Here is a 26381-nt window from a genome sequence, read left to right as displayed (position 1 = left end):
ATTCACCCGCAGTCTTTGCGCTTTTAAATCGAACTCATCCCTTTAGACTGGTCTCCAACGCTTATTAGTTGAGGAGCCAGTCATGGGTTTGCTGATCGAAGGACACTGGAAAGACCAGTGGTACGAAAGTAGCGCTGATGGCGCGTTCCAGCGCGAACAAGCGCAACGTCGCAACTGGGTGACCGCCGACGGCGCGCCTGGCCCGAGCGGTGAAGGTGGCTTCAAGGCTGAGGCCGGTCGTTACCATCTGTATGTGTCCCTGGCCTGCCCGTGGGCCCACCGCACCCTGATCATGCGAGAGCTCAAGGGTTTGGAAAGCCTGATCGACGTGTCCGTGGTCAGTTGGCTGATGCTGGAAAACGGCTGGACCTTCGACAAGGCCTACGGCTCTACAGGCGACAAGCTGGACAATTTCGAGTTCATGCATCAGCGCTATACCGCCGATACCGCTGACTACACGGGGCGCGTCACCGTGCCCGTGCTGTGGGACAAGAAATTGAATCGCATCGTCAGCAATGAATCGGCAGAGATCATCCGCATGTTCAACAGTGCGTTCAACGGGCTGACTGGCAACACGCTGGATTTCTACCCTGAGTCGCTGCGCCCGACCATCGACGTGCTGAACGAACGGATCTACCCTGCCGTGAACAATGGCGTGTACCGCGCAGGTTTTGCTACCTCGCAGCAGGCATATGAAAGCGCGTTTGATGATGTGTTTGCCGAGTTGGATTACCTGGAACAGCATTTGGGCAAACATCGCTATTTGGCTGGGGAATACCTGACCGAAGCTGATGTGCGGCTGTTCACTACGCTCATTCGTTTTGATGCGGTGTATTACAGCCACTTCAAATGCAATTTGCGCAGAATTGCCGATTATCCGAACTTGTCGAACTGGCTACGGGAGCTGTATCAGTGGCCGGGCATGGCCGAGACCGTGGATTTTGAACACATCAAGGGGCATTACTACGCCAGTCACCGCACGATCAATCCGACGGGGATTGTGCCGAAGGGGCCGTTGCAGGGGTTTGATGCCGGGCATGACCGGGAGCGATTGATTGGCAAGCGGGTATTCGGCATGTAGTGAGCGGGCTTGTCCCGCGCTGGGCGGCGAAGCCGCCCCAATAAGACCACCTCGGTGTTTCAGGAAGACCGAATTGCTTGGGTTTAGGGCGGCTTCGCCACCCAGCGCGGGACAAGCCCGCTCACTACAAAGCCACGTCAGATTTGGGATTGGGCGCCTTCAAACCACTTCAGCTTCTCGCGCAACACCACCACCTCACCGACGATCACCAATGTCGGCGCATGCACTTCATGCTCCGCCACCATGCGTGGCAAGTCCGCCAGGGTGCCGGTGAAGACACGCTGGTTGGACGTGGTGCCCTGCTGGATCAACGCCGCCGGAGTATCGGCCGCACGACCATGCTTGATCAGTTGTTCGCAAATGATTGGCAAGCCAACCAAGCCCATGTAGAACACCAAGGTCTGCGAAGGGCCGACCAGGTCGTGCCAAGGCAGGTCCGACGTTCCGTCCTTTAGATGCCCGGTGATAAAGCGCACCGACTGCGCATAGTCGCGGTGCGTCAGCGGGATCCCGGCATACGCCGCGCAACCGCTGGCCGCGGTGATACCCGGCACCACCTGGAACGGGATGCCATGAGCCGCCAGTTCCTCGATTTCCTCGCCGCCGCGACCAAAGATGAACGGATCGCCACCCTTGAGGCGTACCACCCGCTTGCCTTGCTTGGCCAGGTCCACCAATTGCTGGTTGATCTGGTCCTGGGGCACGGCATGGTCGGCGCGACGCTTGCCGACGTATACGCGCTCGGCGTCACGGCGGCACAGCTCCAGAATCGCGGGCGCGACCAAACGGTCGTACAACACCACGTCGGCTTGCTGCATCAGGCGCAGCGCGCGAAAGGTCAGCAGGTCCGGGTCGCCAGGGCCGGCGCCCACCAGGTAAACCTCACCCGGTGCATTGGGCGCTGCGCCGTTGACCTTTTCGATCAACAGGCGCTCGGCTTCGGCGCCCTGGCCGGCCAATTGACGATCGGCAATCGGCCCTTGGAACACGTCTTCCCAGAACGCGCGGCGTTGCTGCACATCCGGGTACAAGCCTTTGACCTGAGCACGAAAACGCGCCGCCAGCCCGGCCAGTTGGCCATAGGTGGACGGAATCCAGGTTTCCAGTTTGGCGCGGATCAGGCGCGCCAGCACCGGCGCGTCGCCGCCACTGGACACGGCAATCACCAACGGCGACCGGTCGACAATCGCTGGGAAGATCACGCTGCACAAAGCGGGAGCATCCACCACATTGACCGGCACGCAACGGCGCTTGGCGTCGCTGGACACTTGCGCGTTCAACGACTCGTCGTCGGTGGCGGCGATGATCAGGGTGCAACCGTCAAGGTCGGCTTCCTGATAACCGCGCAGAATCAATTCTCCGCCACTGCCCAGTACCAATTCACGCAACTGGTCTTCGATCTGGGGAGCAACCACCCGCAGCAACGCGCCGGCATCGGCCAGCAGCCGGGATTTGCGCAAGGCAATTTCCCCGCCACCGACGACCAATACACGACTGCCGCGCAGGTTATGAAACAGCGGCAGAAATTCCATTTAGCCGATGACCTCAACGCCCGCCATGTACGGCTTGAGCACCTCAGGTACACGGATTGAACCGTCGGCCTGCTGGTAGTTTTCCAGCACCGCCACCAGGGTACGGCCTACAGCCAGGCCCGAACCGTTGAGGGTGTGCACCAGCTCCGGCTTGCCGGTTTCCGGGTTGCGGAAACGCGCTTGCATGCGACGGGCCTGGAAATCACCGCAGTTGGAGCACGACGAAATCTCGCGGTACTTGTCCTGGCTCGGTACCCACACTTCAAGGTCGTAGGTCTTCACGGCGCTGAAACCCATGTCGCCGGTACACAGCGCGAGCACGCGGTATGGCAGCTCCAGCAGTTGCAGGACGCGCTCGGCGTTGGCGGTCAGGCCTTCCAAGGCTTCCATGGAGGTCGACGGCTCGACGATCTGCACCATCTCGACCTTGTCGAACTGGTGCTGACGGATCATGCCGCGCGTGTCGCGGCCCGATGCGCCGGCTTCGCTACGGAAGCACGGGCTGTGGGCGACGAACTTCAACGGCAGCTCTTTAGCGTCGAGGATCTCGCCGGAGACGATGTTGGTCAGCGACACTTCGGCGGTCGGGATCAGGTACAGGTCGGCCTCGCCGTCACGGCTGATCTTGAACAGGTCTTCTTCGAATTTCGGCAACTGGCTGGTGCCCATCAGCGCCGGCGCTTGCACCAGGTACGGGGTGTAGGCTTCTTCGTAGCCGTGCTCGGCGGTGTGCAGGTTGATCATGAACTGCGCCAGCGCGCGGTGCAGACGGGCAACCGGGCCGCGCAGCAACGAGAAACGTGCACCGGACATCTTGGCGGCGGTTTCGAAGTCCAGGCCACCGGTCAATTCGCCCAGGGCAACGTGGTCCTTGACCGTGAAATCAAAGGCTTTGGGCGTGCCCCAGCGGCGCACTTCGACGTTGCCGTCTTCGTCTTCGCCAATTGGCACGGACTCATGGGGGATGTTAGGAATGCCCAGCAGGATCGAATCCAGCTCGGACTGAATGCCTTCCAGCTCGACCTTGCCGTCGGACAGCTCAGTGCCCATGCGCTCGACGTCCGCCATCAACGGCGCGATGTCTTCGCCGCGCTGCTTGGCCTGACCGATGGATTTGGAACGCGCATTACGCTCAGCCTGCAGTGCTTCGGTGCGGGTCTGGACGGTCTTGCGCTGTTCTTCCAGCGCTTCGATGCGCGCAACATCCAAGGCAAAGCCACGGGATGCCAGGCGGTCCGCTACGTCCTGAAGGTTGCTACGTAACAGTTTGGAATCGAGCATGTCGGTCTCTCGTTTATCAAAGTTTGGTCAAGGACAGGCCAGCCCAGGTGGCGAGCAGCCCGCCGAACACGCTGATACCCAGGTACCCGAAGGCAACCAAGGCCTGCCCGCTTTCCAGCAAGCGCAGCGTATCCAGTGAAAAGGATGAAAAGGTCGTCAGACCGCCTACAAAGCCGACAATCAAGCCGGCGCGAATTTCAATCGGCACTTCCGGGCGCAACAGGAACCAGCCGTACAACAGCCCGATGATCAAGCAGCCCACCAGGTTCACGGCCAGGGTCGCCGCATAAAAATGCCTGGGCCAATTGGCGCTGACCCAAGTACCGGTGGCGAAACGCAATAATGTACCAGCGATGCCGGCTGCGGACACGGCAAGAATCGTCTTGAGCACTACTTTCTCCGCTGTTTGGGGCTGAGTCGATCGAGTTGGGCGAGGTGATTGAGCTTTTCACCGATCTTCAGCTCCAGCCCACGGGGCACCGGCTGGTAGAGCGGTAGCGGCTCAAGCTCATCGGGGAAGTAGTCTTCGCCGGCCGCATAGGCGTCCGGTTCGTCATGGGCGTAGCGGTATTCATCGCCGTAGCCCAGTTGTTTCATCAGCTTGGTCGGCGCGTTGCGCAAGTGCAGCGGCACTTCGAGTGAGCCGTATTCGGCAGCCGCACGCAACGCTGACTTGAAGCCCATGTACACCGCGTTGCTTTTCGGCGCACAGGCCAGGTAGGTGATGGCCTGGGCCACCGCCAACTCGCCTTCCGGGCTGCCCAGGCGCTCCTGCACATCCCACGCGGCCAGGCACAGGCTCAGTGCACGCGGGTCAGCGTTGCCGATGTCTTCGCTGGCCATGCGCACCACGCGCCGCGCCAGGTACAGCGGATCGCAACCACCGTCGATCATGCGCGCAAACCAATACAACGCGCCGTCGGGGTTGGAACCGCGCACGGATTTGTGCAGCGCCGAAATCTGATCGTAGAACGCTTCGCCGCCCTTATCGAAACGCCGACGGGTGTCACCCAACAGGCTTTGCAGCAGGTCGACGCCTATCTCACTGCCGTCTTCGGCCAGGTCAGAAGCATTTTCCAGCAAGTTGAGAAAACGCCGGCCATCGCCATCGGCGGCAGTGAGCAGGATCTTGAAGCCTTCGTCGCTGACGCTCAGCTGGCGCTTACCCAAACCCTTGTCTTCACTTAGCGCGCGGTGCAGCAGTTTTTGCATCGCGGCTTCATCCAGACTCTTGAGCACGTAGACCCGCGCCCGAGACAGCAACGCATTGTTGAGTTCAAACGAAGGGTTTTCAGTGGTGGCACCGATAAAGATCAGTGTGCCGTCTTCCACGTAAGGCAGGAACGCATCCTGCTGCGACTTGTTGAAGCGGTGCACCTCATCCACGAACAGGATGGTGCGCTTGCCATACTGCCCGGCCTGCTGTTTGGCCACGTCCACCGCCTGGCGGATCTCCTTGACCCCGGCGAGCACCGCCGAAACCGTTTCGAAGTGCGCATCCGAGACTTTCGCCAGCAGCCGCGCCAAGGTGGTCTTGCCCACCCCCGGCGGCCCCCAGAAAATCATCGAATGCAGCGCACCCTGCTCCAAGGCTTCGCGCAATGGCTTGCCGCGAGCGAGCAGGTGTTCTTGCCCGACGTACTCATCCAGGTTGGTCGAGCGCAAGCGCGCGGCCAGGGGCTGGGCAATCGGGTCACTTCGAAACAAATCCATGGGCAGCGTTTGAAACCTCTGGGCTGATTATTCCTGGATCACGTCGGCACCCTTGGGGATGTCGAACTTGAACTTGGAGGCTGGCACCGGTTGGTTGGCCTTGACCCCGGAGAACAGGATATCGGTGCGCTGGCCGACGCTGTCGATCAAGCGCATGTTGTTGATCACACCGTTGCCGAATGACAGGTTCAGGGTGTCAAACAACGTGTCCTTGGACTTCGGCTTGAGCGTGAACTCGATCACGTTGCTGGTTTGCTTGGAGGTGATCTCGAAGCTTTCGTTGATTTTCGACACATCACCCGACAGCAGCAGCGCTGGTGTCTGGTTCAGGCGTGGATCGAGCTTCTTGATGGTCGCTTGCTCCAGGTCCGGGTCCCACAGCGTGACTTTCTGGCCGTCGGAGACGATGGTCTGCTCAGACTTGCCTTCAGTGTGCCAGTAAAACAGGCCTGGGCGCTGCACGGCCATTTCGCCTTCGGTTTGCTGCAACTGGGTGCCGCCTGCATCCAGCGTCAGCTGGGAGAAGCGCGCGGTCAGGGTCTTGGATTTGTCCAACAGGTTGGTCAGGCTGGCGACAGAGGCCGGATCGGCGTGGGCCGAAACAGCGGTCAGGGCCAGTGCCGGCAACAACAGCATGCGGATAAGACGCATGGGAGTCCTCATTGAGTCGTTAGGGCGTGCCGCGTGCTGCCACGCGGCGCGGGATCAGTCGCGCATCTGCCCGGGGGCGATGACTTCGCGCGAGCCGTTGGTGTTCATTGCGGTCACTACGCCGGCCATTTCCATGGCTTCGATCATGCGGGCGGCGCGGTTGTAGCCGATTTTCAGTTTGCGTTGCACAGCGGAAATCGAGGCGCGGCGGCTTTCGAGCACGAAAGCCACGGCTTCGTCGTACAGGGCATCGGTTTCTGCATCGTCGTCACCGCCACCGCCGCCGCCCTCAAAGCCGCTACCGGCTTCTTCGACGCCGTTGAGGATGTCGTCGTTGTATTCCGGCGCGCCGCGCAGCTTCCAGGCCTCCACCACGCGGTGCACTTCATCGTCCGATACGAACGCGCCATGCACCCGAATCGGCAGGCTGGTGCCTGGCGGCATGTAGAGCATGTCACCGTGGCCCAGCAGTTGTTCGGCGCCGCCCTGGTCGATGATGGTGCGCGAGTCGATCTTGCTTGATACCTGGAACGCCATGCGCGTCGGAATGTTGGCCTTGATCAGACCGGTGATTACGTCCACCGAGGGGCGCTGGGTGGCGAGGATCAGGTGAATACCGGCAGCCCGCGCCTTCTGGGCGATACGGGCGATCAGTTCTTCAACCTTCTTGCCGACGATCATCATCATGTCGGCGAATTCGTCGACCACGACCACGATGGTGGGCAGCTTGGTCAGTTTTGGCGCTTCGTCGTGAATACTTTCGCGCTTGTACAACGGGTCATCAATGGTCTCGCCGCGATCGTGGGCTTCCTTGATCTTGGCGTTGAAGCCCGACAGGTTACGCACGCCCATCTTCGCCATCAGCTTGTAGCGGCGCTCCATCTCGGCCACGCTCCAGCGCAGGGCGTTGGCGGCGTCCTTCATGTCGGTGACGACCGGGCACAGCAGGTGCGGAATGCCTTCGTAGATCGACAGTTCCAACATCTTCGGGTCGATCATGATCAGCTTGGCGTCTTCCGGGCCGGACTTGAACAGGATCGACAGGATCATGGCGTTCACACCCACCGATTTACCCGAACCGGTGGTACCGGCTACCAACAGGTGAGGCATTTTCGCCAGGTCGGTGATCACCGGCTTGCCGCCGATGTCGTGGCCCAGGGCCAAGGTAACCGGGGACTTGAAGTTGTCGTATTCCGGCGTCGACAGCACTTCAGAGAAGCGCACGATCTGGCGGTCTTCGTTGGGAATCTCGATACCCACGGTGGTCTTGCCGGGAATCACTTCCACCACCCGCACGCTGGTCACGGCCAGGGATCGCGCCAAATCCTTGGCCAGGTTGGAGATGCGGCTGACCTTGACACCGGCAGCCGGCTGAATCTCGTAACGGGTGATCACCGGGCCGGGATGGATCGAATCCACCGACACTTCGACGCCGAATTCCTTGAGCTTGATTTCCAGCAGGTGGCCAACAGCGGCCAGGGATTCCGGGGAGTAGTTGAGTTGTTTCTTTTCGGCCGGGTCGAGAATCGAAATCGGCGGCAACGTGCCTTCGACGGCGCTGTCGACAAACAGCGGCGCCTGCTTTTCTTTCTGTACGCGGTGGCTCGGTTCGGCAGGCTTGGGCGGCGCGGGGGCGATCACCGGCGGCACCTGCTTCTCGCGGTCCGACATGTGTTTGCTCAGGGCTTGCTCGCGTTCGATCAGGCGTTCCTTGACCTTGGCCTGCTCGCGGCGATCCGGGGTGCTTGGCGCAACCACCTCGTTGACACGGGTGTCCACCTCACGCAGTTGCGCAACCATGCGCTTGCGGTCGACACGGGCCGCCCACCAACGGTTGGCAGCGCCCTGGAACAGCTCCAGCAGGTCGAGGGTGATCTTGCCGGTCACGTCCATCACCTTGAACCACGACAGGTCGGTGAACACGGTGAGGCCGAACAGGAACAGCGCGATAAACATCAGGGTGCTGCCCTGGATATTCAGGGTCCTGCGCGCCAGGTCGCCAAGGCTTTCGCCCAGCGCCCCGCCAGCGCCCGCCGGCAGGCCGGTGGGCGCATGGAAGTGGATATGCGCCAACGCCGCGCCAGACAACACCAGGAACACCAGGCCGATCAGGCGCCAGGAGAACAGCCAGCCACTCCACTGCCACGGTTCGTGGCGCTGGCGGAAGATCTGCCAGGTCTTGATGGCCAGCAACAACGGGAAAATATAGGCGAAGTAGCCGAGCACCATGAACAGGATATCGGCGCTGTAGGAACCGGCGGGGCCGCCGAAGTTCTGCACGTCTTCGATCTTGCTGTTGTGGCTCCAGCCCGGATCGTCCTTGCCATAGGTGAGCAAGGCCATCATCAGGAACAGGCACAGGGCGCCGATGGCGATCAGCGCGCCTTCCTTGAGTCGATAGTGCAGGTGCTGGCGCCAGGCCGGCACGACTGCTGCTTTAGGTGTTGCGGCGGATTTCTTCAAAACGGGTCTTTTCCTGCGCCTTTTAGCGCGTCCATCTATTGAATGACGATAAATACTGCCCAATCCGAGCAGTTGAAAAATGAACGAGCGTCGTTGAATCTACTTTTAACACTGGGCGATTGCTTGGCGAAATGACGAAAGCGCCACAAAGGCCGCATTGTACGGGTTTGTGTCCGCGATGCCACGCCCTTGCCCATTACCCAGCAGCATAGCCAATTTAAGTGTCACAACATGTTCAATTTGAGCATGCATTGCCTTTGCTGACAAAGGCTTATGAGCTGTTTTTACCAATCCAGGCCAGCTTGGCAAATGGCCTGCATTGCCCGAACCCGATTACGACCGCATCCCCGGCATAGAGTTGCAGAAACACCCGCTAACGCTAATCCACCTCAATGCCCGATTCGGGCTGGCCCGATGACGCTACGTCGACAATAATCAGCACTGCCGCGACAGGTGCCATACCTGCCACTCCCCTCCCCTTCCGCAAGCCTGGATACCATGCTGACCTGGTTACAACGCGACTCACTGACATTCCCGCCGCTGACAAAAGCCATGCGCGAACCCAACGGCCTGCTCGCCGCCGGCGGCGACCTGTCGGCCGAGCGACTGGTGCAAGCCTACCGCCACGGCTGCTTTCCATGGTTTTCGCAAGGCCAGCCGATTCTCTGGTGGTCACCAGACCCGCGTACCGTGATATTCCCCGACGAATTGCACGTGTCCCGCAGCCTGGGCAAGTTATTGCGCCAGCAGCGCTACACGGTGACGTTCGACCAGGATTTCGCCGCCGTCATCCAGGCCTGCGCCGCACCCCGCGCCTATGCCGATGGCACCTGGATCACCGAGGGCATACAGAGCGCCTACCTGGAATTGCATCGTCGCGGCCACGCCCATTCGGTGGAAGTGTGGGACGACGGCAAATTGGTGGGAGGCCTGTATGGGCTGGCAATGGGTCAATTGTTTTTTGGTGAATCCATGTTCAGTCGCGCCGACAACGCCTCGAAATTCGGCTTCGCCACCTTGACCCGTCAATTGCAAGCCTGGGGCTTTGTATTGATCGACTGCCAGATGCCCAACGATCATTTGCACAGCCTGGGTGCCCGCGCCATATCCCGTAGCGACTTCGCAGGTTTTCTGCGCGACCATCTGGACCAACCCAACTCTGGACCATGGGTTTCTTAGGCGACATGCGCGCACCTGGCTTACACTTATTTCAAAGCTTATCCGAGGGTTGATCATGACCGAGTTGGCGCGCTTGAAGTTTTATGCCACTCAACCTCACTCTTGCAGCTATCTGCCCGACGAGCAGGCCACCACGCTGTTCCTCGACCCCAGCCAGCCTATGGACGTGCATGTGTACGCCGACCTGTCGGAGATGGGCTTTCGGCGCAGCGGCGATCACTTGTACCGGCCTCATTGCCAGAACTGCAACGCCTGCGTGCCGGCACGTATTCCCGTGGCGCAGTTCCTGCCAGAGCGCAACCAGAAGCGCATTCTCAAGCGCAATGCCGACCTGACGGTGACATCGACCAAGCCGCGGTTTACCGAAGAGTATTTCGACCTCTACCAACGCTATATCGAGCAACGGCACGCTGACGGCGACATGTTCCCCCCCAGCCGCGACCAGTTCTCAACATTCCTGGTGCGCGACTTGCCCTTCTCGCGTTTCTACGAGTTTCGTGCGAATGGCCGCCTGATGGCGGTGGCCGTGACCGATTTACTGCCGAACGGTCTGTCGGCGGTCTACACCTTCTATGAACCGACCGAGGAGCGTCGCAGCCTGGGGCGTTTTGCGATTCTCTGGCAAATTGGCGAGGCATTGCGCCTGGAACTGGAGGCGGTGTACCTCGGCTACTGGATCAAAAACTGCAAAAAGATGAACTACAAGACCCAATATCGGCCCATAGAACTGCTGATTAATCAAAGATGGGTCACGCTTAACTAGAACCCCTTGGCTTAAACACCCTTTTTCGGGCACAATGCACGCCGCTTTTGCCTGGCGCAGTTGCACCGGGCCATTCACTGGATACCGAGGGCTTTACTGCATGTCGAAAGAAGACAGCTTCGAAATGGAAGGCACTGTCGTCGACACCCTGCCCAACACCATGTTTCGTGTGGAGTTGGAAAATGGGCACGTCGTAACCGCGCATATCTCCGGCAAGATGCGCAAGAACTACATTCGTATTCTTACCGGTGACAAAGTGCGCGTCGAGCTGACGCCCTATGACTTGAGCAAAGGGCGCATCACTTACCGCGCTCGCTAAGCAAGTCAATACAAGACGCCCGGTTATGCCGGGCGTTTTTGTGTGCATGCACTTTTTCTCCAACACCACCTACCCAATGTGGGAGCGGGCTTGCTCGCGAATGCGGTGTATCAGACCCGAATCAGTCGACTGAAAGACCGCATTCGCGAGCAAGCCCGCTCCCACCTTTGAGCTTCTGCGCCTGGAAGATAGCGCACAAAAAAGGCGCCTTTCGGCGCCTTTTGCTGTATTGCGATCAGCGATCAGGCCATTTCAGCCGTGGTTTCGAACTCGAAGGTCAGCTCGCCGTCCTTCAGATCGATATGCACCACGCCGCCATGGTCGGAAAGCTCGCCAAACAGGATCTCTTCGGCCAACGGCCGCTTGATCTTGTCCTGGATCAGACGCGCCATTGGGCGAGCACCCATTGCCGCATCGTAGCCGCCTTCGGCCAGCCAACTGCGCGCTGCATCCGTCACTTCCAGCTGCACGCGCTTGTCTTCCAACTGCGCTTGAAGCTCGGTAAGGAACTTGTCCACCACGCTTTTGATAACCTCATGACTGAGGCGACCAAACTGGATAATGGTGTCCAAACGGTTGCGGAACTCCGGCGTAAAGCTCTTCTTGATCACTTCCATCGCATCGGAAGAATGATCCTGATGACTGAAGCCGATCGAGGCCCGCGCGGCCGTTTCGGCACCGGCGTTAGTGGTCATGATCACGATGACGTTGCGGAAATCCGCCTTGCGCCCGTTGTTGTCGGTGAGGGTCCCGTGATCCATGACCTGCAGCAGCAGGTTGAAGACTTCCGGGTGCGCCTTCTCGATTTCATCGAGCAGCAACACGCAGTGCGGTTGTTTGGTGATCGCTTCGGTCAATAGACCGCCCTGGTCGAAACCGACATAGCCCGGAGGCGCACCGATCAGGCGCGACACGGTATGACGCTCCATGTATTCGGACATGTCGAAGCGCACCAGCTCAATACCCATGGCCTTGGCCAACTGCCGCGCCGCCTCGGTCTTGCCGACGCCGGTAGGCCCTGCAAACAGGAACGAACCGACCGGCTTGTCCGGCGACTTGAGACCCGCACGCGAAAGCTTGATCGCGGTAGACAGCGCGTCGATCGCCGCATCCTGGCCGAACACAGTGAGCTTGAGGTCACGCTCCAGGTTACGCAGCAGCTCCTTGTCGGAGCTGTTGACGTGCTTAGGCGGAATCCGCGCGATCTTGGCCACGATGTCCTCGACCTGAGGTACGTCGATGCGTTTCACTCGCTTCTCGACCGGCTGCAGGCGCTGATACGCCCCCGCCTCGTCGATCACGTCGATGGCTTTGTCCGGCATGTGCCGGTCATTGATGTAGCGTGACGCCAACTCGGCGGCCGAACGCAGCGCTTCATCGGTGTATTCGATGCCGTGGTGCGCCTCAAAGCGCCCCTTCAGCCCGCGCAGGATACCAATGGTGTCTTCAACCGAAGGTTCGGACACATCAACTTTCTGGAAGCGACGTCCCAGCGCACGATCTTTTTCGAAGATCCCGCGGAATTCCTGGAACGTGGTCGAGCCGATGCAGCGGATATCACCCGACGACAGCAATGGCTTGAGCAGATTGGAGGCGTCCATCACCCCACCAGATGCCGCACCGGCACCAATGATGGTGTGGATCTCATCGATAAACAGGATGGCTTGCGGACGTTTTTTCAGCTCGCCGAGCAGCGCCTTGAAGCGCTTCTCGAAATCGCCACGGTACTTGGTCCCGGCGAGCAACGCGCCCAGGTCAAGGGAGTAGACGACGCTGTTGGCCAACAGGTCAGGCACCTGGTTATCGACAATGCGCTTGGCCAGGCCTTCGGCAATCGCGGTTTTACCCACGCCTGCCTCACCCACCAGCAACGGATTGTTCTTGCGACGACGTGCAAGGATCTGCGCTACACGCTCAACCTCAAGCTCACGCCCCACCAGCGGATCGATCCGCCCCTGGCGCGCTAGCTCATTGAGGTTACTGGCATAGGCATCCAGTGGATTGCCCGAAGAAGAAGACTCACCGCCCTCGTCGTCCTGCATATCCTGCTCACCCTCGGAATGATCGCCGTGCCCAGGCACCTTGGAGATACCGTGGGCGATGTAGTTGACGACATCGATACGGGCAACGCTCTGCTGCTTGAGCAGGAACACTGCCTGGCTTTCCTGTTCGCTGAAGATCGCCACAAGCACATTGGCGCCCGTGACTTCACGCTTACCGGAGCTCTGCACATGGAAAACAGCACGCTGAAGTACCCGTTGGAAGCCCAGGGTTGGCTGGGTTTCACGGTCTTCATCGTGGACGGGAATAAGTGGCGTTGTGGAGTCGATAAACTCCTGCAGGTCATGCTTGAGTTTGTCGAGGTTGGCGCCGCACGCACGCAGAACGGTGGCGGCAGCTTCGTTATCCAAAAGTGCCAGCAGCAGGTGTTCGACGGTCATGAACTCATGACGCTTCGAACGGGCCTCCTTGAAGGCAAGATTGAGGGTGACTTCGAGCTCGCGGTTTAACATAGCTTCACCTCATACCCAAGTGGTCGGCGTTAACCGTCCTTCTCGATTTCACAGAGTAGCGGATGCTGGCTTTCCCTGGCGTACTGGTTGACCTGCATGGCCTTTGTCTCGGCGATGTCGCGGGTAAACACTCCACATACTGCCCGTCCTTCTGTGTGAACGGCCAGCATTACCTTGGTCGCCAACTCGCGGTTCAGGTTAAAAAACACCTCGAGCACTTCGACCACGAAATCCATCGGTGTGTAGTCATCATTGAACAAAACCACCTTATACATCGGCGGTGCCTGTAAGGCAGGCTTGGCCTCCTGAACAGCAATGCCTGCAGAACCGTCGTCATCATGGTCCTGATCCGGTCGATCCTGATTGAATGTTAGTCGAATCTGGCTGTTTGCATGCATGGAAAGAAAGGTTCGTCAGTGGTTCAAATACAGTGGTGGGGGCGACCTGTCAGAATTTCAACTCTGACCGACTGGTCGCCTTGACTATCGGCAAATCGGTGTTACAACCAATAGAACCCACAGTGGGTAAAAAAGGTCCGCGCAGTCAACCTTATTTATTCGGGTTAGGACGGATAAACTGGATGATACTCCAGTGATGGAGTCTGGTGCAGAGGGATATGGTTATGTCTGGCGTCAAGATCAATGGCAAGGTCAAATGGTTCAATAATGCCAAAGGCTATGGGTTCGTAAACGAAGAAGGAAAAACCGAGGACCTGTTTGCGCATTACTCAGCGATTATCATGGAAGGGTATAAAACGCTGAAGGCGGGCCAAGCGGTAAGCTTTGAGATCATTCAGGGACCAAAAGGACTGCACGCCGTGAATATCGATACAGTCAAAGCCGAAGTGGCTGATAAAAGTGCAAGCCCATCCGCTCATAAAGAAAAGAAACTAATGGCCTAACCCGCCGACGAGCGTGAAGCATCCAACAAAAAAAACGGCCACCCCAATCAACTTGAGGTGGCCGTTTCACTCTGGATCTTCTTTACATATGCGAAATCAGCGCATCGCCAAAGCCCGACGACGAGACCAGTTTCGCGCCCTCCATCAAGCGCTCAAAGTCATACGTCACGGTTTTGGCCGAGATCGCGCCGTTGGTGCCCTTGATGATCAAGTCAGCCGCCTCGGTCCAACCCAGGTGGCGCAACATCATTTCTGCCGACAGGATCAGTGAGCCCGGGTTGACCTGGTCTTTACCGGCATATTTCGGCGCAGTGCCGTGGGTGGCTTCGAACATGGCCACGGTGTCGGAAAGGTTGGCCCCCGGAGCAATGCCGATGCCCCCGACTTCCGCCGCCAGCGCATCGGAGAGGTAGTCACCGTTCAGGTTAAGCGTCGCGATCACATCGTATTCTGCCGGGCGCAGCAGGATCTGCTGGAGCATGGCATCGGCGATGGCATCCTTGACCACCACATTCTTGCCGGTCTTCGGGTTCTTGAACTGCATCCAAGGACCACCGTCGAGCAAGGTTGCGCCGAACTCTTTCTCAGCAATACCGTAGGCCCACTCCTTAAAGGCACCTTCGGTGAACTTCATGATGTTGCCTTTGTGCACGATGGTCAGCGAGTCGCGATCGTTATCCACTACATATTGAAGGGCTTTACGCGCCAGGCGCTCGGTACCCTCTTTTGAAACAGGTTTGACGCCAATCCCGCAATCCTGGTCAAAACGGATCTTGGTAACGCCCATTTCTTCTTTAAGGAACTTGATCACTTTTATCGCTTCCGGCGAGCCAGCCTTCCACTCGATACCGGCGTAAATATCTTCGGAGTTCTCACGGAAGATAGTCATGTCCACGTCACCCGGCTTCTTCACCGGGCTAGGCACACCTTCAAACCAGCGCACTGGGCGCAGGCACACATACAGGTCGAGTTGCTGACGCAGCGCCACGTTCAGCGAACGAATGCCACCACCGACCGGGGTCGTCAGCGGGCCCTTGATAGAAACCACGTAATCCTTGACCGCATCCAGGGTTTCCTGGGGCAGCCAGGTGTCCTGGTCGTAGACTTGAGTGGCCTTTTCGCCGGCATACACCTCCATCCAAGAGATTTTGCGCTTGCCGCCGTAGGCCTTTTCAACAGCTGCGTCGACCACCTTGATCATCACCGGGCTGATGTCGACGCCGATACCGTCACCTTCGATATAAGGAATGATCGGGTTATTAGGAACATTGAGAGAATGGTCTGCATTGACGGTGATTTTGTCGCCGACGGCTGGAACCTGAATCTTCTTGTATCCCATGCTGAACTCCATCTATGGATTGAACATCTGGCTGCGTTCGAGCCTACTCCAGATAAATGGCGACTGAAACCTCACGCCATGCTCATTTGCATCGAAAACAGCATAATTTGTCGCCTACAAGCCTGAAATAAAAGGCAAAATCGCCAATCTTGAGCACGCCATGCGACTTTGGGCGCAATGAAGTACCTGCGACCTTTAGACCAATGGACGACACACCTTTTGTATGAAGGCTCGGCGTAAGCATAGCGACCTATGTATAATGCCGCCGCTGACCCAAGAGTCACGACGGCTGACCGCTCTAGACAGTAGCCCTCAGCCAGAAAGCAGGACCATTACCATAGTCCAAACGCTTGACGCTCGACTGATGCAACCCAACATCACCGCGAAGAAACCTCGACATTTCGCTCATGGATGACTTTGAACGAACGCGCTCCACCCGGCGCATCTCGAGTTTCTGCGCACGCTTTCAGCAAAGAAGAGAGTTAATCCGAATATGCCCACCCGCTCGAAGATCATCTACACCTTCACCGACGAAGCCCCAGCCCTCGCCACCTATTCACTGCTGCCTATCGTAGAGGCCTTCACCGCTTCCGCTGATATTGCTGTGGAAACCCGCGATATTTCCCTCGCCGGGCGCATCCTCGCAAGCTTCCCCGAGCAACTGGGCTCCAAGGCCATCCCGGACCACCTCGCCGAACTGGGCGACCTGGCCGTTACGCCTGAAGCCAACATCATCAAGCTGCCTAACATCAGCGCCTCGACTCCGCAGCTGCAAGCCGCGATCAAGGAACTGCAGGCCCAGGGCTACGCCCTGCCGGACTACCCGGAAACCGTAACCACCGACGCGGAAAAAGAAACCCGTGCACGTTACGACAAGGTCAAGGGCAGCGCCGTGAACCCGGTACTGCGCGAAGGCAACTCCGACCGCCGCGCACCGCTGTCGGTCAAGAACTACGCACGCAAGCACCCGCACAAAATGGGCGCCTGGGCTGCCGACTCCAAGTCGCACATCGCGCACATGAACAACGGTGACTTCTACGGCAGCGAAAAAGCCGTGCAGATCGAAGCCGCTGACGCTGTGAAAATCGAGCTGATCGCTCAAGACGGCACCGCGACCGTCCTGAAAGAAAAGACCTCGGTACAAGCTGGCGAGATCATCGATACCGCCGTGCTGAGCAAGAAAGCCCTGCGCAGCTTCATCGCCGCTGAAATCGAAGACGCCAAGAAACAAGGCGTACTGCTGTCGGTTCACCTGAAAGCCACCATGATGAAGGTCTCCGACCCGATCATGTTCGGCCAGATCGTTGCCGAGTTCTATAAAGACGCCCTGGCCAAGCACGCTGTCGTGCTGGAGCAGATCGGCTTCAACCTGAACAACGGCATCGGCGACCTGTACGCTCGCATCAAGGCCCTGCCGGCTGACCAGCAAGCGCAGATCGAAGCTGACATCCAAGCGGTCTACGCCGCTCGCCCTTCGCTGGCGATGGTCAACTCCGACAAAGGCATCACCAACCTGCACGTGCCGAGCGACGTTATCGTCGACGCCTCGATGCCGGCCATGATCCGTGACTCCGGCAAGATGTGGGGCACCGACGGTCAACTGCACGACACCAAGGCCGTGATCCCGGATCGCTGCTACGCCACCATCTACCAAGCGGTCATCGAAGACTGCAAGGCCAATGGCGCTTTCGACCCAACCACCATGGGCAGCGTGCCAAACGTTGGCCTGATGGCCAAGAAAGCCGAAGAGTACGGCTCCCACGACAAGACTTTCCAGATCAAGGCTGACGGCGTAGTCCGCGTCACCGACAGCAAGGGCAACCTGCTGATGGAACAGAACGTCGAAGCCGGCGACATCTTCCGCATGTGCCAGACCAAAGACGCGCCGATCCAGGATTGGGTCAAACTGGCCGTCAACCGCGCCCGCGCCAGCAACACCCCGGCCATCTTCTGGCTGGACCCTAAGCGTGCGCACGACGGCGTCGTGGTCGAGAAAGTTCAGGCCTACCTGAAAGACCACAACACTGAAGGCCTGGACATCCGCATCATGTCGCCAGTCGACGCGATGAAGTTCACCCTGGAGCGTACCCGCAAGGGCCTGGACACCATCTCGGTGACCGGTAACGTGCTGCGTGACTACCTGACCGACCTGTTCCCGATCATGGAGCTGGGCACCAGCGCCAAGATGCTGTCCATCGTGCCACTGATGAACGGCGGCGGCCTGTTCGAAACCGGCGCTGGCGGTTCGGCACCGAAGCACGTGCAGCAACTGCTGGAAGAAAACTTCCTGCGCTGGGATTCCCTGGGCGAGTTCCTGGCCCTGGCGGCTTCCCTTGAGCATTTGGGTGTGAACTACAACAACCCGAAAGCCCTGGTACTGTCCAAGACCCTGGACCAGGCCACTGGCCAGTTCCTCGACAACAATAAGTCGCCATCGCGCAAAGTCGGCAACATCGACAACCGCGGCAGTCACTTCTACCTGGCGCTGTACTGGGCTCAAGCCCTGGCTGCTCAGACCGAAGACACTGCACTGCAGGCGCAATTCAGCCAGTTGGCCAAAACCCTGAGCGAGAACGAAGCAACCATCGTTGCCGAACTCAACGCCGTTCAAGGCAAGGCTGTGGATATCGGCGGCTACTACGCGCCAAACCCAGAGCTGACCAGCAAAGCCATGCGCCCAAGCAACACCCTCAACACGGCAATCGCTGCGCTGGTGTAATGCTTCACGGTGTGGCTGAAGTGAAGATCGCCCGCTGATCTTCACCCAGCAGAAAAATCCGGAACCTGAAAGGGTTCCGGATTTTTTTTGGCCTTTTTCCTGCAAATGGGCGCAGGACTTGCTTTGTGTTGTTTGCTCGAGCCATTCGGAAAACAATAAAAAGGAAGTCATTATGCAAAGAACCCATTTCAAGGTGCTGACCTGGGCCTCGGCAATTACATTGCTCAGCGCCTGCGCAAGCCACTCCCCCACCTACCCCCATGCACAAGAACCCATAGGCGACGTGCAAACAATGTACGACGGCAAACTCAGTCCCGACGCCGCCGTCAGCACCTTTCGCAATATCGACCGCCTGTTTCCGGTGCGTACCATTCCAGCCGGCGGCCATCCCTTTCCACTACCGCGCAGCAGCCAACCCCTGGGTGCGGTTTCGTTCGACTACGAAGGCAAGCACTACAGCCTCGATGACTACGTCACCCTCAATCGGGTAACAGGCCTGCTGGTGATCAAGAATGGCCAAGTCGTTACTGAACGCTACGAAAAAGGCAACACACCGGCGACCCGCTGGATGTCGATGTCGGTTGCCAAGTCCATTACCTCAACCCTGGTGGGCACCGCACTGCAGGATGGCTCCATCAAAAGCCTGGACGACAAAGTGACCCGCTACCTGCCCGCGCTGGCCGGCAGCGGTTACGACCAGGCCACCGTACGCCAGGTGCTTGCGATGCGCTCCGGGGTCAAATGGAGCGAGAAATACGCCGACCCCACTTCCGACCGGCGCATGATGCTCAAGCTGCAAACCGAACAAGTGCCCGGCTCTGCCCTGAAGTTCATGGCGAGCCTGCCCAGCGCGGCGCCACCTGGCACCCGTACCAACTACAGCACCGGCGAGACACAAGTGCTGGGGCAACTGGTCAGCGCTGCCGTAGGCAAGCCCTTGGCGCAGTACTTGAGCGAGAAGATCTGGGCCCCCTACGGTATGCAAACCGACGCCAACTGGTGGCTCGACGGCCCCAACGGCAATGAAGTGGGCGGTAGCGGCATCAGTGCAACACTGGAGGATTACGGTCGCTTCGGCCAGTTCGTACTCAGCGGCGGCAAAGCCGGCAACCAACAAGTCCTGCCCCAAGGCTGGATGAGCTTCGCTAGCACCACTACCGGCACCGACCCTGCATATGGAGACTTCGCCTCCATGTGGTGGCCCGCCTGGACTGACGCCTCCAAGGCCGACAAAGCCTTCACGGCCGCAGGCATCTTCGGTCAGTTCATCTACCTCAACCCCACCCAGAATGTGGTGATCGTTGTGTGGCAAGCGCAAACCAAAGCCACGGGCGGCGAAGTGATCGATGACATGGTCGCCTTCGACGCCATTACCAAAGCCGCGAAGTAAACGGTTGGGGCGGCGCCTCTGTATGATGTGCGCCTGCCCCTCCGATCGCTCGAGGCCTCTCCATGACCTGGCAACCCCACATCACCGTCGCCACCATCGTCGAAGACAACGGCCGCTTCCTGATGGTCGAAGAACTCAAGGGCGGCCGCGCCGTACTCAACCAGCCCGCCGGCCACCTCGACCCGCACGAAACCCTGACTGAGGCCGCGGTACGCGAAACCCTCGAAGAAACCGGCTGGGACGTCGAAGCCACCGGTATCGTGGGCATCTACCTGTACACAGCGCCCAGCAATGGCGTGACCTATCAACGGGTTTGCTTCATCGCCAAGGCGCTGAAACACCACCCCGACTATCAACTCGACGAAGGCATCCTGCGCGCTCGCTGGCTGACCCGCGACGAACTGATGGACGTTCGCGACACCTGGCGCAGCGAGTTGATCATCCGCTGCATCGATGATTATTTGGCAGGCCAGCGTCACAGTCTCGAATTGATCCGCCCTTCTCTTTAGCCTTGAAGGCCCGAGCCTGATAGAATCGCGTCCTTTTTCAAGACACCCGTTGAAACCCTATGCGTGATCCAGCCCCTTCTGACACACAAAAGAAGCGCGTCATCGTCGGCATGTCCGGCGGCGTGGACTCTTCCGTTTCCGCCGTTCTGCTCATGGAGCAGGGTTATGAGGTGGAAGGCCTGTTCATGAAGAACTGGGAAGAAGACGATGGAACGGAATATTGCACCGCCATGGACGACCTTGCGGACGCCCAGGCTGTTTGCGACAAGATCGGCATCAAGCTGCACACCGCCAATTTCGCCGCCGAGTACTGGGACAACGTGTTCGAGCACTTCCTGGCCGAATACAAGGCCGGCCGTACGCCGAACCCGGACATCCTGTGTAACCGCGAGATCAAGTTCAAGGCGTTCCTCGACTACGCCATGATGCTCGGCGCCGACCTAATCGCCACTGGCCACTACGTGCGCCGCCGCGACATCGATGGCCACACCGAACTGCTCAAGGGCCTGGACCCGAATAAGGACCAGAGCTACTTCCTGCACGCAGTCGGCGGTGAACAGATCGCCAAGACCCTGTTCCCGGTGGGCGAGCTGGAAAAACCCGAAGTGCGCAAGATCGCCGAGAAACACGGCCTGGCCACCGCCAAGAAGAAAGATTCCACCGGGATCTGCTTTATCGGTGAGCGCCGCTTCAGCGACTTCCTCAAGCAATACCTGCCGGCACAACCGGGCGAGATCAAGACCACCGAAGGCGAAGTCATCGGCCGCCACCATGGCCTGATGTACCACACCATCGGCCAACGCCAGGGCCTGGGCATCGGCGGCTTGAAAGACGCCGGCGAAGAACCGTGGTACGTGCTGGTCAAAGACCTTGAAAACAACGAGCTGATCGTGGGCCAGGGCAACGAACACCCCTTGCTGTTCTCAGGCGCCCTGCTGGCCTCGGAAATCTATTGGGTCAACCCGATCGACCTGAGTACTCCACGCCGCCTGACCGCCAAGGTGCGCTATCGCCAGAGCGACCAGCCCTGCACCCTGGAAAAAACCGCTACCGGCTATCGCGCCACCTTTGATGACCCGCAACGCGCCGTTACCCCTGGCCAGTCCGTGGTGTTCTACGACGGCGAAATCTGCCTGGGCGGCGGCGTGATTGAAGTCGCGCAAGCCTGGAGCAACAAGGCATGAACCCAATCCAGGAGCAGTTGACGGCGCTGGGCGGGGTTTTCCTCGCCGCCGTACTGGTGGACAAGATCGCCAAGACCGGCCAGGTCACCGAGGCAGGCCTGACCTGCATGCTCGGCAGCCTGCTGATCCGCGACCCGAAGGACACCCTGGAAGTTTATGGTGGCGACGACTTGGCGCTGCGTGAAGGGTACCGAGCGCTGATCGGCGCCCTGGAGCGCGACCCCAGCACCCTGCAGCGCGAGCCGTTGCGCTATGCGCTGTCGATGCTCGGCCTTGAGCGTCAATTGGCCAAGCGCGAAGATATGCTCGAAGTCATCGGCAAGCGTCTTCCACAGATTCAGTCCCAGGTAGAACATTTCGGCCCAGCCCACGAAAACGTAATCGCGGCCTGCGGTGCGCTGTACCAAGACACCTTGAGCACCTTGCGCCAGCGGATCCAGGTCCACGGCGACATGCGCAACTTGCAGCAACCGAACAACGCCTCGAAAATCCGCGCCCTGCTCCTGGCCGGTATTCGTTCGGCGCGGTTGTGGCGCCAGTTGGGTGGTCATCGTTGGCAGCTGGTCATCAGCCGTCGCAAATTGCTCAAAGAGCTTTACCCGTTGATGCGCAACGAATAAGTCGCAGCAACCACCACGTTCAAGCATTACGCGTAATACGCCGGTCAGTTGGCGACGGACCGGCGGATTTTTTCATGTATGATACGCGCCCCATTTCGTTGCCCGACTGTCCGAGAACACCCCATGCAGCTCTCTTCGCTCACTGCGGTTTCCCCTGTTGACGGCCGCTACGCCGGCAAAACCCAGGCCCTGCGCCCTATTTTCAGCGAATACGGCCTGATCCGTGCTCGTGTTCTGGTTGAAGTGCGCTGGCTCCAGCGCCTGGCCGCTCACCCTGCCATCAGCGAAGTGCCGGCGTTCTCCGCGCAAGCCAACGCTGTGCTCAACACCCTGGCGGAAAACTTCTCTCTCGAACACGCCGAACGTGTGAAAGAGATCGAGCGCACCACCAACCACGACGTAAAAGCCATCGAGTACCTGCTCAAAGAGCAAGCGGCCAAGCTGCCGGAACTTGCCCAGGTCAGCGAGTTTATCCACTTCGCCTGCACCAGCGAGGACATCAACAACTTGTCCCATGCCCTGATGCTGCGTGAAGGCCGTGATGACGTGATGCTGCCACTGATGCGCCAGACCGCCAACGCCATCCGCGAGCTGGCCATCCGCTTTGCCGACGTGCCGATGCTGTCGCGCACCCACGGCCAACCGGCTTCGCCGACCACCCTGGGCAAAGAACTGGCCAACGTGGTGTACCGCCTGGAGCGTCAGATCGCTCAAGTTGCGGCCGTGCCGCTGCTGGGCAAGATCAACGGCGCCGTGGGCAACTACAACGCTCACATCTCGGCCTACCCTGAGATCGACTGGGAAGAAAACGCCCGCGCCTTCATCGAAGACGAACTGGGCCTGGGGTTCAACCCGTACACCACGCAGATCGAGCCGCACGACTACATCGCCGAGCTGTTCGACGCCATTGCGCGCTTCAACACCATCCTGATCGACTTCGATCGCGATATCTGGGGCTACATCTCCCTGGGCTACTTCAAGCAGCGCACCATTGCCGGTGAAATCGGTTCGTCGACCATGCCGCACAAGGTCAACCCGATCGACTTCGAAAACTCCGAAGGCAACCTCGGCATCGCCAACGCCCTGTTCCAGCACCTGGCCAGCAAGTTGCCGATCTCCCGCTGGCAGCGCGACCTGACCGACTCCACCGTGCTGCGCAACCTCGGCGTGGGCTTTGCCCACAGCGTGATCGCGTACGAAGCCAGCCTCAAAGGCATCAGCAAGCTTGAGCTCAACGAGCAGAAGATTGCCGCTGACCTGGACGCTTGCTGGGAAGTATTGGCCGAGCCGATCCAGACCGTGATGCGCCGCTACAACATCGAAAACCCCTACGAGAAGTTGAAAGAATTGACGCGCGGCAAGGGCATCAGCCCTGAAGCACTGCAAACTTTCATCGATGGCCTGGATATGCCAGCCGCTGCCAAAGCCGAGTTGAAACTGCTCACCCCGGCCAACTACATCGGCAACGCAGTGGCCCAAGCCAAGCGCATCTGATTACCGCAAGACCCTTGAGACGCCCGGCCGCGCCGGGCGTTTTTATTCCAGTCTGAAAAGTGCTTTTTTTCAATAGGTTACACATGAATCCTGACATCCCTCTTCAACTTCTGGGCGGCATCACGGCACGGGAATTCCTGCGCGACTACTGGCAGAAGAAACCCCTGCTGATCCGCCAGGCCATCCCTGATTTCGAAAGCCCGATCGACGCCGACGAACTGGCCGGCCTGGCCCTGGAAGAAGAAGTCGAGTCGCGCCTGGTGATCGAGCACGGCGAGCGTCCGTGGGAACTGCGTCGTGGCCCGTTCGCCGAGGATGCTTTCAGCACCCTGCCTGAGCGCGAGTGGACCCTGCTGGTGCAAGCGGTTGACCAGTTCGTGCCGGAAGTGGCCGAACTGCTGGAACAATTCCGCTTCCTGCCTAGCTGGCGCATCGACGACGTGATGATCAGCTTCGCCGCACCGGGCGGCAGCGTTGGCCCGCACTTCGACAACTACGACGTGTTCCTGCTGCAAGCCCAAGGCAAGCGCAACTGGAAGATCGGCCAGATGTGCAACTCCGAAAGCCCGCTGCTGCAGCATGCCGACCTGCGCATCCTCGCCGAATTCGAAGAAAGCGCCGAATGGGTGCTGGAACCGGGCGACATGCTCTACCTGCCACCACGCCTGGCGCACTTCGGTATTGCCGAAGATGACTGCATGACCTACTCCGTGGGCTTCCGCGCACCGAGCGCCGCCGAAGTCTTGACCCACTTCACTGACTTCCTCAGCCAGTACCTGACGGACGAAGAGCGTTACACCGACGCTGACGCCCAGCCGGTCAGCGACCCGCATCAGATTCAGACCGATGCTCTCGATCGCCTGAAAAGCCTGCTGGCCGAGCACATGAGCGACGAGCGCATGCTGCTGACCTGGTTCGGCCAATTCATGACCGAGCCGCGCTACCCGGAACTAGTTGCTGGCGAAGAACTCGGCGAAGACGACTTCATCAGCGCCCTGCAAGACGGTGCGATCCTGGTACGCAACCCAAGCGCGCGCATGGCTTGGTCGGAAGTAGACGACGATGTACTGCTGTTCGCCAGCGGCCAGAGCCGTTACCTGCCGGGCAAACTGCGCGAACTGCTGAAACTGATCTGTGCCGCGGACGCCCTGCACGCCGAAAACCTCGGCCCATGGCTGGCGGACGAAGACGGCCGCGATCTGCTGTGCGAACTGGTCAAGCAAGGGAGCCTGGGGTTTGCCGATGAATAAGATTCACGTAAGTGTCGCGGACTGGCAAAAGGATATCGCTGAGATTCGGCGCATTCGTGAAGCGGTTTTTATCGCTGAGCAATCGGTTCCACCCGAGCTGGAATGGGATGCGGATGACGCCGACGCGGTGCATTTCCTGGCATTCGAAGGCGACTTTCCGATAGGCACCGCTCGCCTGCTGCCCAGCGGCGAAATCGGGCGTGTCTCGGTGCTCAAGGACTGGCGCGGGCTTAAAGTCGGCGACAAGTTGATGGAAGCGGTGATTGGCGCGGCTGAAAAACGCGGCCAGACCAAGCAGTTCCTCAGCGCACAGGTGTACGCGGCGCCATTTTATGAGCGACTGGGTTTCAAGATCGTCAGCGAGGAATTCCTGGAAGTTGGAATTCCGCATGTCGATATGGTGCGAGGGGACTGATCCGAGACCGAGTCGCCCCCTTCGCGAGCAAGCCTGCTCCCACATTTGACCGAGTACATCCCTTGGAATGCGGTCGAGTGTGGGAGCGGGCTTGCTCGCGAAAACTATTTCAGCAGCACCACAAATGCCCTGCCTGCCAGGGCATTTTGCCGTCTACGATTCAACAAGCACCCCGCCCAGCCGACAAACTGGCACTATCACGCCTAAATGACTCGCAGAGATAACGGACATGTCCCTACGCACCCTGCTCACCGCCCTTCTCCTGACTGCCAGCGCCACCGCCATGGCAGACACCGAAGTCGTCAACCTGAGCAACCGCACCAGCGCGGATCTGCTGCCCGTCGCACAGAACTTCATCGGCAAGGACGGCACCGTCAGCGCCTATGGCAACCAGCTTATCGTCAAGGCAGACGCCGGCAAGATCCAGGACTTGCGTGCCTTGCTTGCCCAACTGGACACGCCGGCCAAGCGCCTGCTGATCACCGTCGACACCAACGAAACCAACCAGCAGAACAGTGGCGACAGCCAGACCCGCATCATCAGCTACGGTACCGCCAGTCGCGAGGGTGGCATCCAGCAGATACAGGCCAGCGAAGGCGTTCCCGCGCTGATCCAAGTCGGCCAGAGTGTACCGCTCACCACGACCCAACCCGATGCCTATGGTCGCCCGCAAAACCAGACTCAGTATCGCAACGTCACCCAGGGTTTCTACGTCACTGCCAGCGTCACCGGTGAGACCGTGCACTTGGCAATCAGCACCAACCGTGACCGCATGAGCCAGGAACGTCCCGATGTAGTGAACGTGCAAAGCACCGACACAAGCGTCAGCGGCCGCCTTGGCGAATGGATCACCCTGGCTGGCATCAACCGCGAGACCCAGGCCGACAAATCCTCTACAACCCGCACGTATTCTACTCAGGGCCGCGATGACCTGACTTTGCGGGTCAAGGTCGACACCCTGAACTGAAGCACCAAAAACTGACTGATGAGTCGTCTTAGACTAAAGATGTAGTGCTTTAAAAAAAGCACTACAAAACATTTGACGATCCAAAAAAGCATGGGCAT

At 59.2% G+C, this 26381-nt stretch carries 23 protein-coding genes; 14 read left to right on the top strand and 9 right to left on the bottom strand.

Translation table 11 applies throughout. The features are described from left to right. The first annotated feature begins 82 nt into the window (after positions 1 to 82). Positions 83 to 1081, top strand: coding sequence for a glutathione S-transferase family protein (locus tag HF257_RS14630; protein ID WP_185706671.1), 999 nt, complete (start codon positions 83 to 85; stop codon positions 1079 to 1081). Between the two features lie 137 nt (positions 1082 to 1218). Here the strand turns inward: HF257_RS14630 and cysG are convergent, their stop codons facing one another. The 6 genes from cysG to HF257_RS14600 are packed head-to-tail and all read right to left on the bottom strand — an operon-like array spanning position 1219 to position 8721. Next, on the bottom strand, positions 1219 to 2613 hold the full coding sequence (gene cysG / locus HF257_RS14625) for a siroheme synthase CysG (protein ID WP_185706669.1): 1395 nt from the start codon (positions 2611 to 2613) through the stop codon (positions 1219 to 1221). Then, the gene (serS, locus tag HF257_RS14620) at positions 2614 to 3894 is read right to left on the bottom strand and encodes a serine--tRNA ligase (RefSeq protein ID WP_185712093.1); all 1281 of its coding nucleotides are present in this window, start codon (positions 3892 to 3894) and stop codon (positions 2614 to 2616) included. It lies immediately after the preceding gene. A 16-nt stretch (positions 3895 to 3910) separates the two neighbouring features. Next, positions 3911 to 4285, bottom strand: coding sequence for a fluoride efflux transporter CrcB (gene crcB / locus HF257_RS14615; RefSeq protein ID WP_185706666.1), 375 nt, complete (start codon positions 4283 to 4285; stop codon positions 3911 to 3913). Continuing rightward, entirely contained in the window at positions 4285 to 5607 is a 1323-nt protein-coding gene (locus HF257_RS14610) for a replication-associated recombination protein A (RefSeq protein ID WP_185706664.1), read from the bottom strand. The genes crcB and HF257_RS14610 overlap by 1 nt, the downstream gene beginning before the upstream one ends. 27 nt (positions 5608 to 5634) lie before the next feature. Continuing rightward, positions 5635 to 6258: an outer membrane lipoprotein chaperone LolA gene (gene lolA, locus HF257_RS14605; RefSeq protein ID WP_185706662.1), complete on the bottom strand. Its 624-nt coding sequence runs from the start codon at positions 6256 to 6258 to the stop codon at positions 5635 to 5637. A 54-nt stretch (positions 6259 to 6312) separates the two neighbouring features. Beyond that, positions 6313 to 8721, bottom strand: coding sequence for a DNA translocase FtsK (locus HF257_RS14600; RefSeq protein ID WP_185706660.1), 2409 nt, complete (start codon positions 8719 to 8721; stop codon positions 6313 to 6315). Positions 8722 to 9219: 498 nt separating this feature from the next. Here HF257_RS14600 and aat point away from each other — a divergent pair, with 498 nt between their 5' ends. The 3 genes from aat to infA all read left to right on the top strand — a co-directional run bounded on the left by aat (position 9220) and on the right by infA (position 10982). Continuing rightward, positions 9220 to 9900 carry a leucyl/phenylalanyl-tRNA--protein transferase gene (gene aat / locus HF257_RS14595; protein WP_185706658.1) on the top strand — a complete coding sequence of 227 codons (681 nt, stop codon included), beginning with the start codon at positions 9220 to 9222 and terminating at the stop codon, positions 9898 to 9900. A gap of 55 nt (positions 9901 to 9955) precedes the next feature. Continuing rightward, positions 9956 to 10663: an arginyltransferase gene (locus tag HF257_RS14590; RefSeq protein WP_185706656.1), complete on the top strand. Its 708-nt coding sequence runs from the start codon at positions 9956 to 9958 to the stop codon at positions 10661 to 10663. A gap of 100 nt (positions 10664 to 10763) precedes the next feature. Continuing rightward, entirely contained in the window at positions 10764 to 10982 is a 219-nt protein-coding gene (infA, locus tag HF257_RS14585; RefSeq protein ID WP_002553999.1) for a translation initiation factor IF-1, read from the top strand. 242 nt (positions 10983 to 11224) lie between these two features. Here infA and clpA read toward each other — a convergent pair whose 3' ends face one another. Together clpA and clpS are read right to left on the bottom strand one after the other, a co-directional pair. Continuing rightward, a complete protein-coding gene (clpA, locus tag HF257_RS14580) occupies positions 11225 to 13495 on the bottom strand; it encodes an ATP-dependent Clp protease ATP-binding subunit ClpA (RefSeq protein ID WP_185712092.1) in 2271 nt (756 codons plus the stop codon). 29 nt (positions 13496 to 13524) lie between these two features. Then, positions 13525 to 13893, bottom strand: a complete 369-nt coding sequence (clpS, locus tag HF257_RS14575) for an ATP-dependent Clp protease adapter ClpS (RefSeq protein ID WP_185706654.1) — start codon at positions 13891 to 13893, stop codon at positions 13525 to 13527. A gap of 224 nt (positions 13894 to 14117) precedes the next feature. Between clpS and cspD the strand changes: the two genes are divergently transcribed. Then, entirely contained in the window at positions 14118 to 14396 is a 279-nt protein-coding gene (gene cspD / locus HF257_RS14570) for a cold shock domain-containing protein CspD (protein ID WP_185706652.1), read from the top strand. An 82-nt stretch (positions 14397 to 14478) separates the two neighbouring features. Here cspD and icd read toward each other — a convergent pair whose 3' ends face one another. Continuing rightward, entirely contained in the window at positions 14479 to 15735 is a 1257-nt protein-coding gene (icd, locus tag HF257_RS14565) for an NADP-dependent isocitrate dehydrogenase (RefSeq protein WP_185706650.1), read from the bottom strand. A gap of 493 nt (positions 15736 to 16228) precedes the next feature. On the opposite strand from icd, the gene HF257_RS14560 reads away from it, so the two are divergent. The 9 genes from HF257_RS14560 to HF257_RS14520 all read left to right on the top strand — a co-directional run bounded on the left by HF257_RS14560 (position 16229) and on the right by HF257_RS14520 (position 26283). Then, positions 16229 to 18454 carry an NADP-dependent isocitrate dehydrogenase gene (locus tag HF257_RS14560; RefSeq protein ID WP_185706648.1) on the top strand — a complete coding sequence of 742 codons (2226 nt, stop codon included), beginning with the start codon at positions 16229 to 16231 and terminating at the stop codon, positions 18452 to 18454. Positions 18455 to 18626: 172 nt separating this feature from the next. Continuing rightward, positions 18627 to 19844 (top strand): serine hydrolase domain-containing protein, encoded by a 1218-nt coding sequence (locus tag HF257_RS14555; protein WP_408635691.1) that lies wholly within the window; start codon positions 18627 to 18629, stop codon positions 19842 to 19844. 62 nt (positions 19845 to 19906) lie between these two features. Then, a complete protein-coding gene (locus tag HF257_RS14550) occupies positions 19907 to 20353 on the top strand; it encodes an NUDIX hydrolase (RefSeq protein ID WP_185706646.1) in 447 nt (148 codons plus the stop codon). 59 nt (positions 20354 to 20412) lie between these two features. Then, the gene (gene mnmA, locus HF257_RS14545) at positions 20413 to 21537 is read left to right on the top strand and encodes a tRNA 2-thiouridine(34) synthase MnmA (RefSeq protein WP_185706644.1); all 1125 of its coding nucleotides are present in this window, start codon (positions 20413 to 20415) and stop codon (positions 21535 to 21537) included. Further along, a complete protein-coding gene (gene hflD, locus HF257_RS14540) occupies positions 21534 to 22157 on the top strand; it encodes a high frequency lysogenization protein HflD (RefSeq protein ID WP_185706642.1) in 624 nt (207 codons plus the stop codon). Before mnmA ends, hflD begins: the two co-directional genes overlap by 4 nt. A 123-nt stretch (positions 22158 to 22280) precedes the next feature. Continuing rightward, the gene (gene purB / locus HF257_RS14535) at positions 22281 to 23651 is read left to right on the top strand and encodes an adenylosuccinate lyase (RefSeq protein ID WP_185706640.1); all 1371 of its coding nucleotides are present in this window, start codon (positions 22281 to 22283) and stop codon (positions 23649 to 23651) included. A gap of 83 nt (positions 23652 to 23734) precedes the next feature. Continuing rightward, positions 23735 to 24901, top strand: a complete 1167-nt coding sequence (locus HF257_RS14530; protein WP_185706638.1) for a ribosomal protein uL16 3-hydroxylase — start codon at positions 23735 to 23737, stop codon at positions 24899 to 24901. Further along, the gene (locus HF257_RS14525) at positions 24894 to 25316 is read left to right on the top strand and encodes a GNAT family N-acetyltransferase (RefSeq protein WP_185706636.1); all 423 of its coding nucleotides are present in this window, start codon (positions 24894 to 24896) and stop codon (positions 25314 to 25316) included. The genes HF257_RS14530 and HF257_RS14525 overlap by 8 nt, the downstream gene beginning before the upstream one ends. A 229-nt stretch (positions 25317 to 25545) precedes the next feature. Continuing rightward, positions 25546 to 26283: a secretin N-terminal domain-containing protein gene (locus HF257_RS14520; RefSeq protein ID WP_185706634.1), complete on the top strand. Its 738-nt coding sequence runs from the start codon at positions 25546 to 25548 to the stop codon at positions 26281 to 26283. The last annotated feature ends 98 nt before the right edge of the window (positions 26284 to 26381 follow it).

This window comes from Pseudomonas cremoris, assembly GCF_014230465.1.
This window is presented reverse-complemented; position numbering and strand designations above follow the sequence as displayed.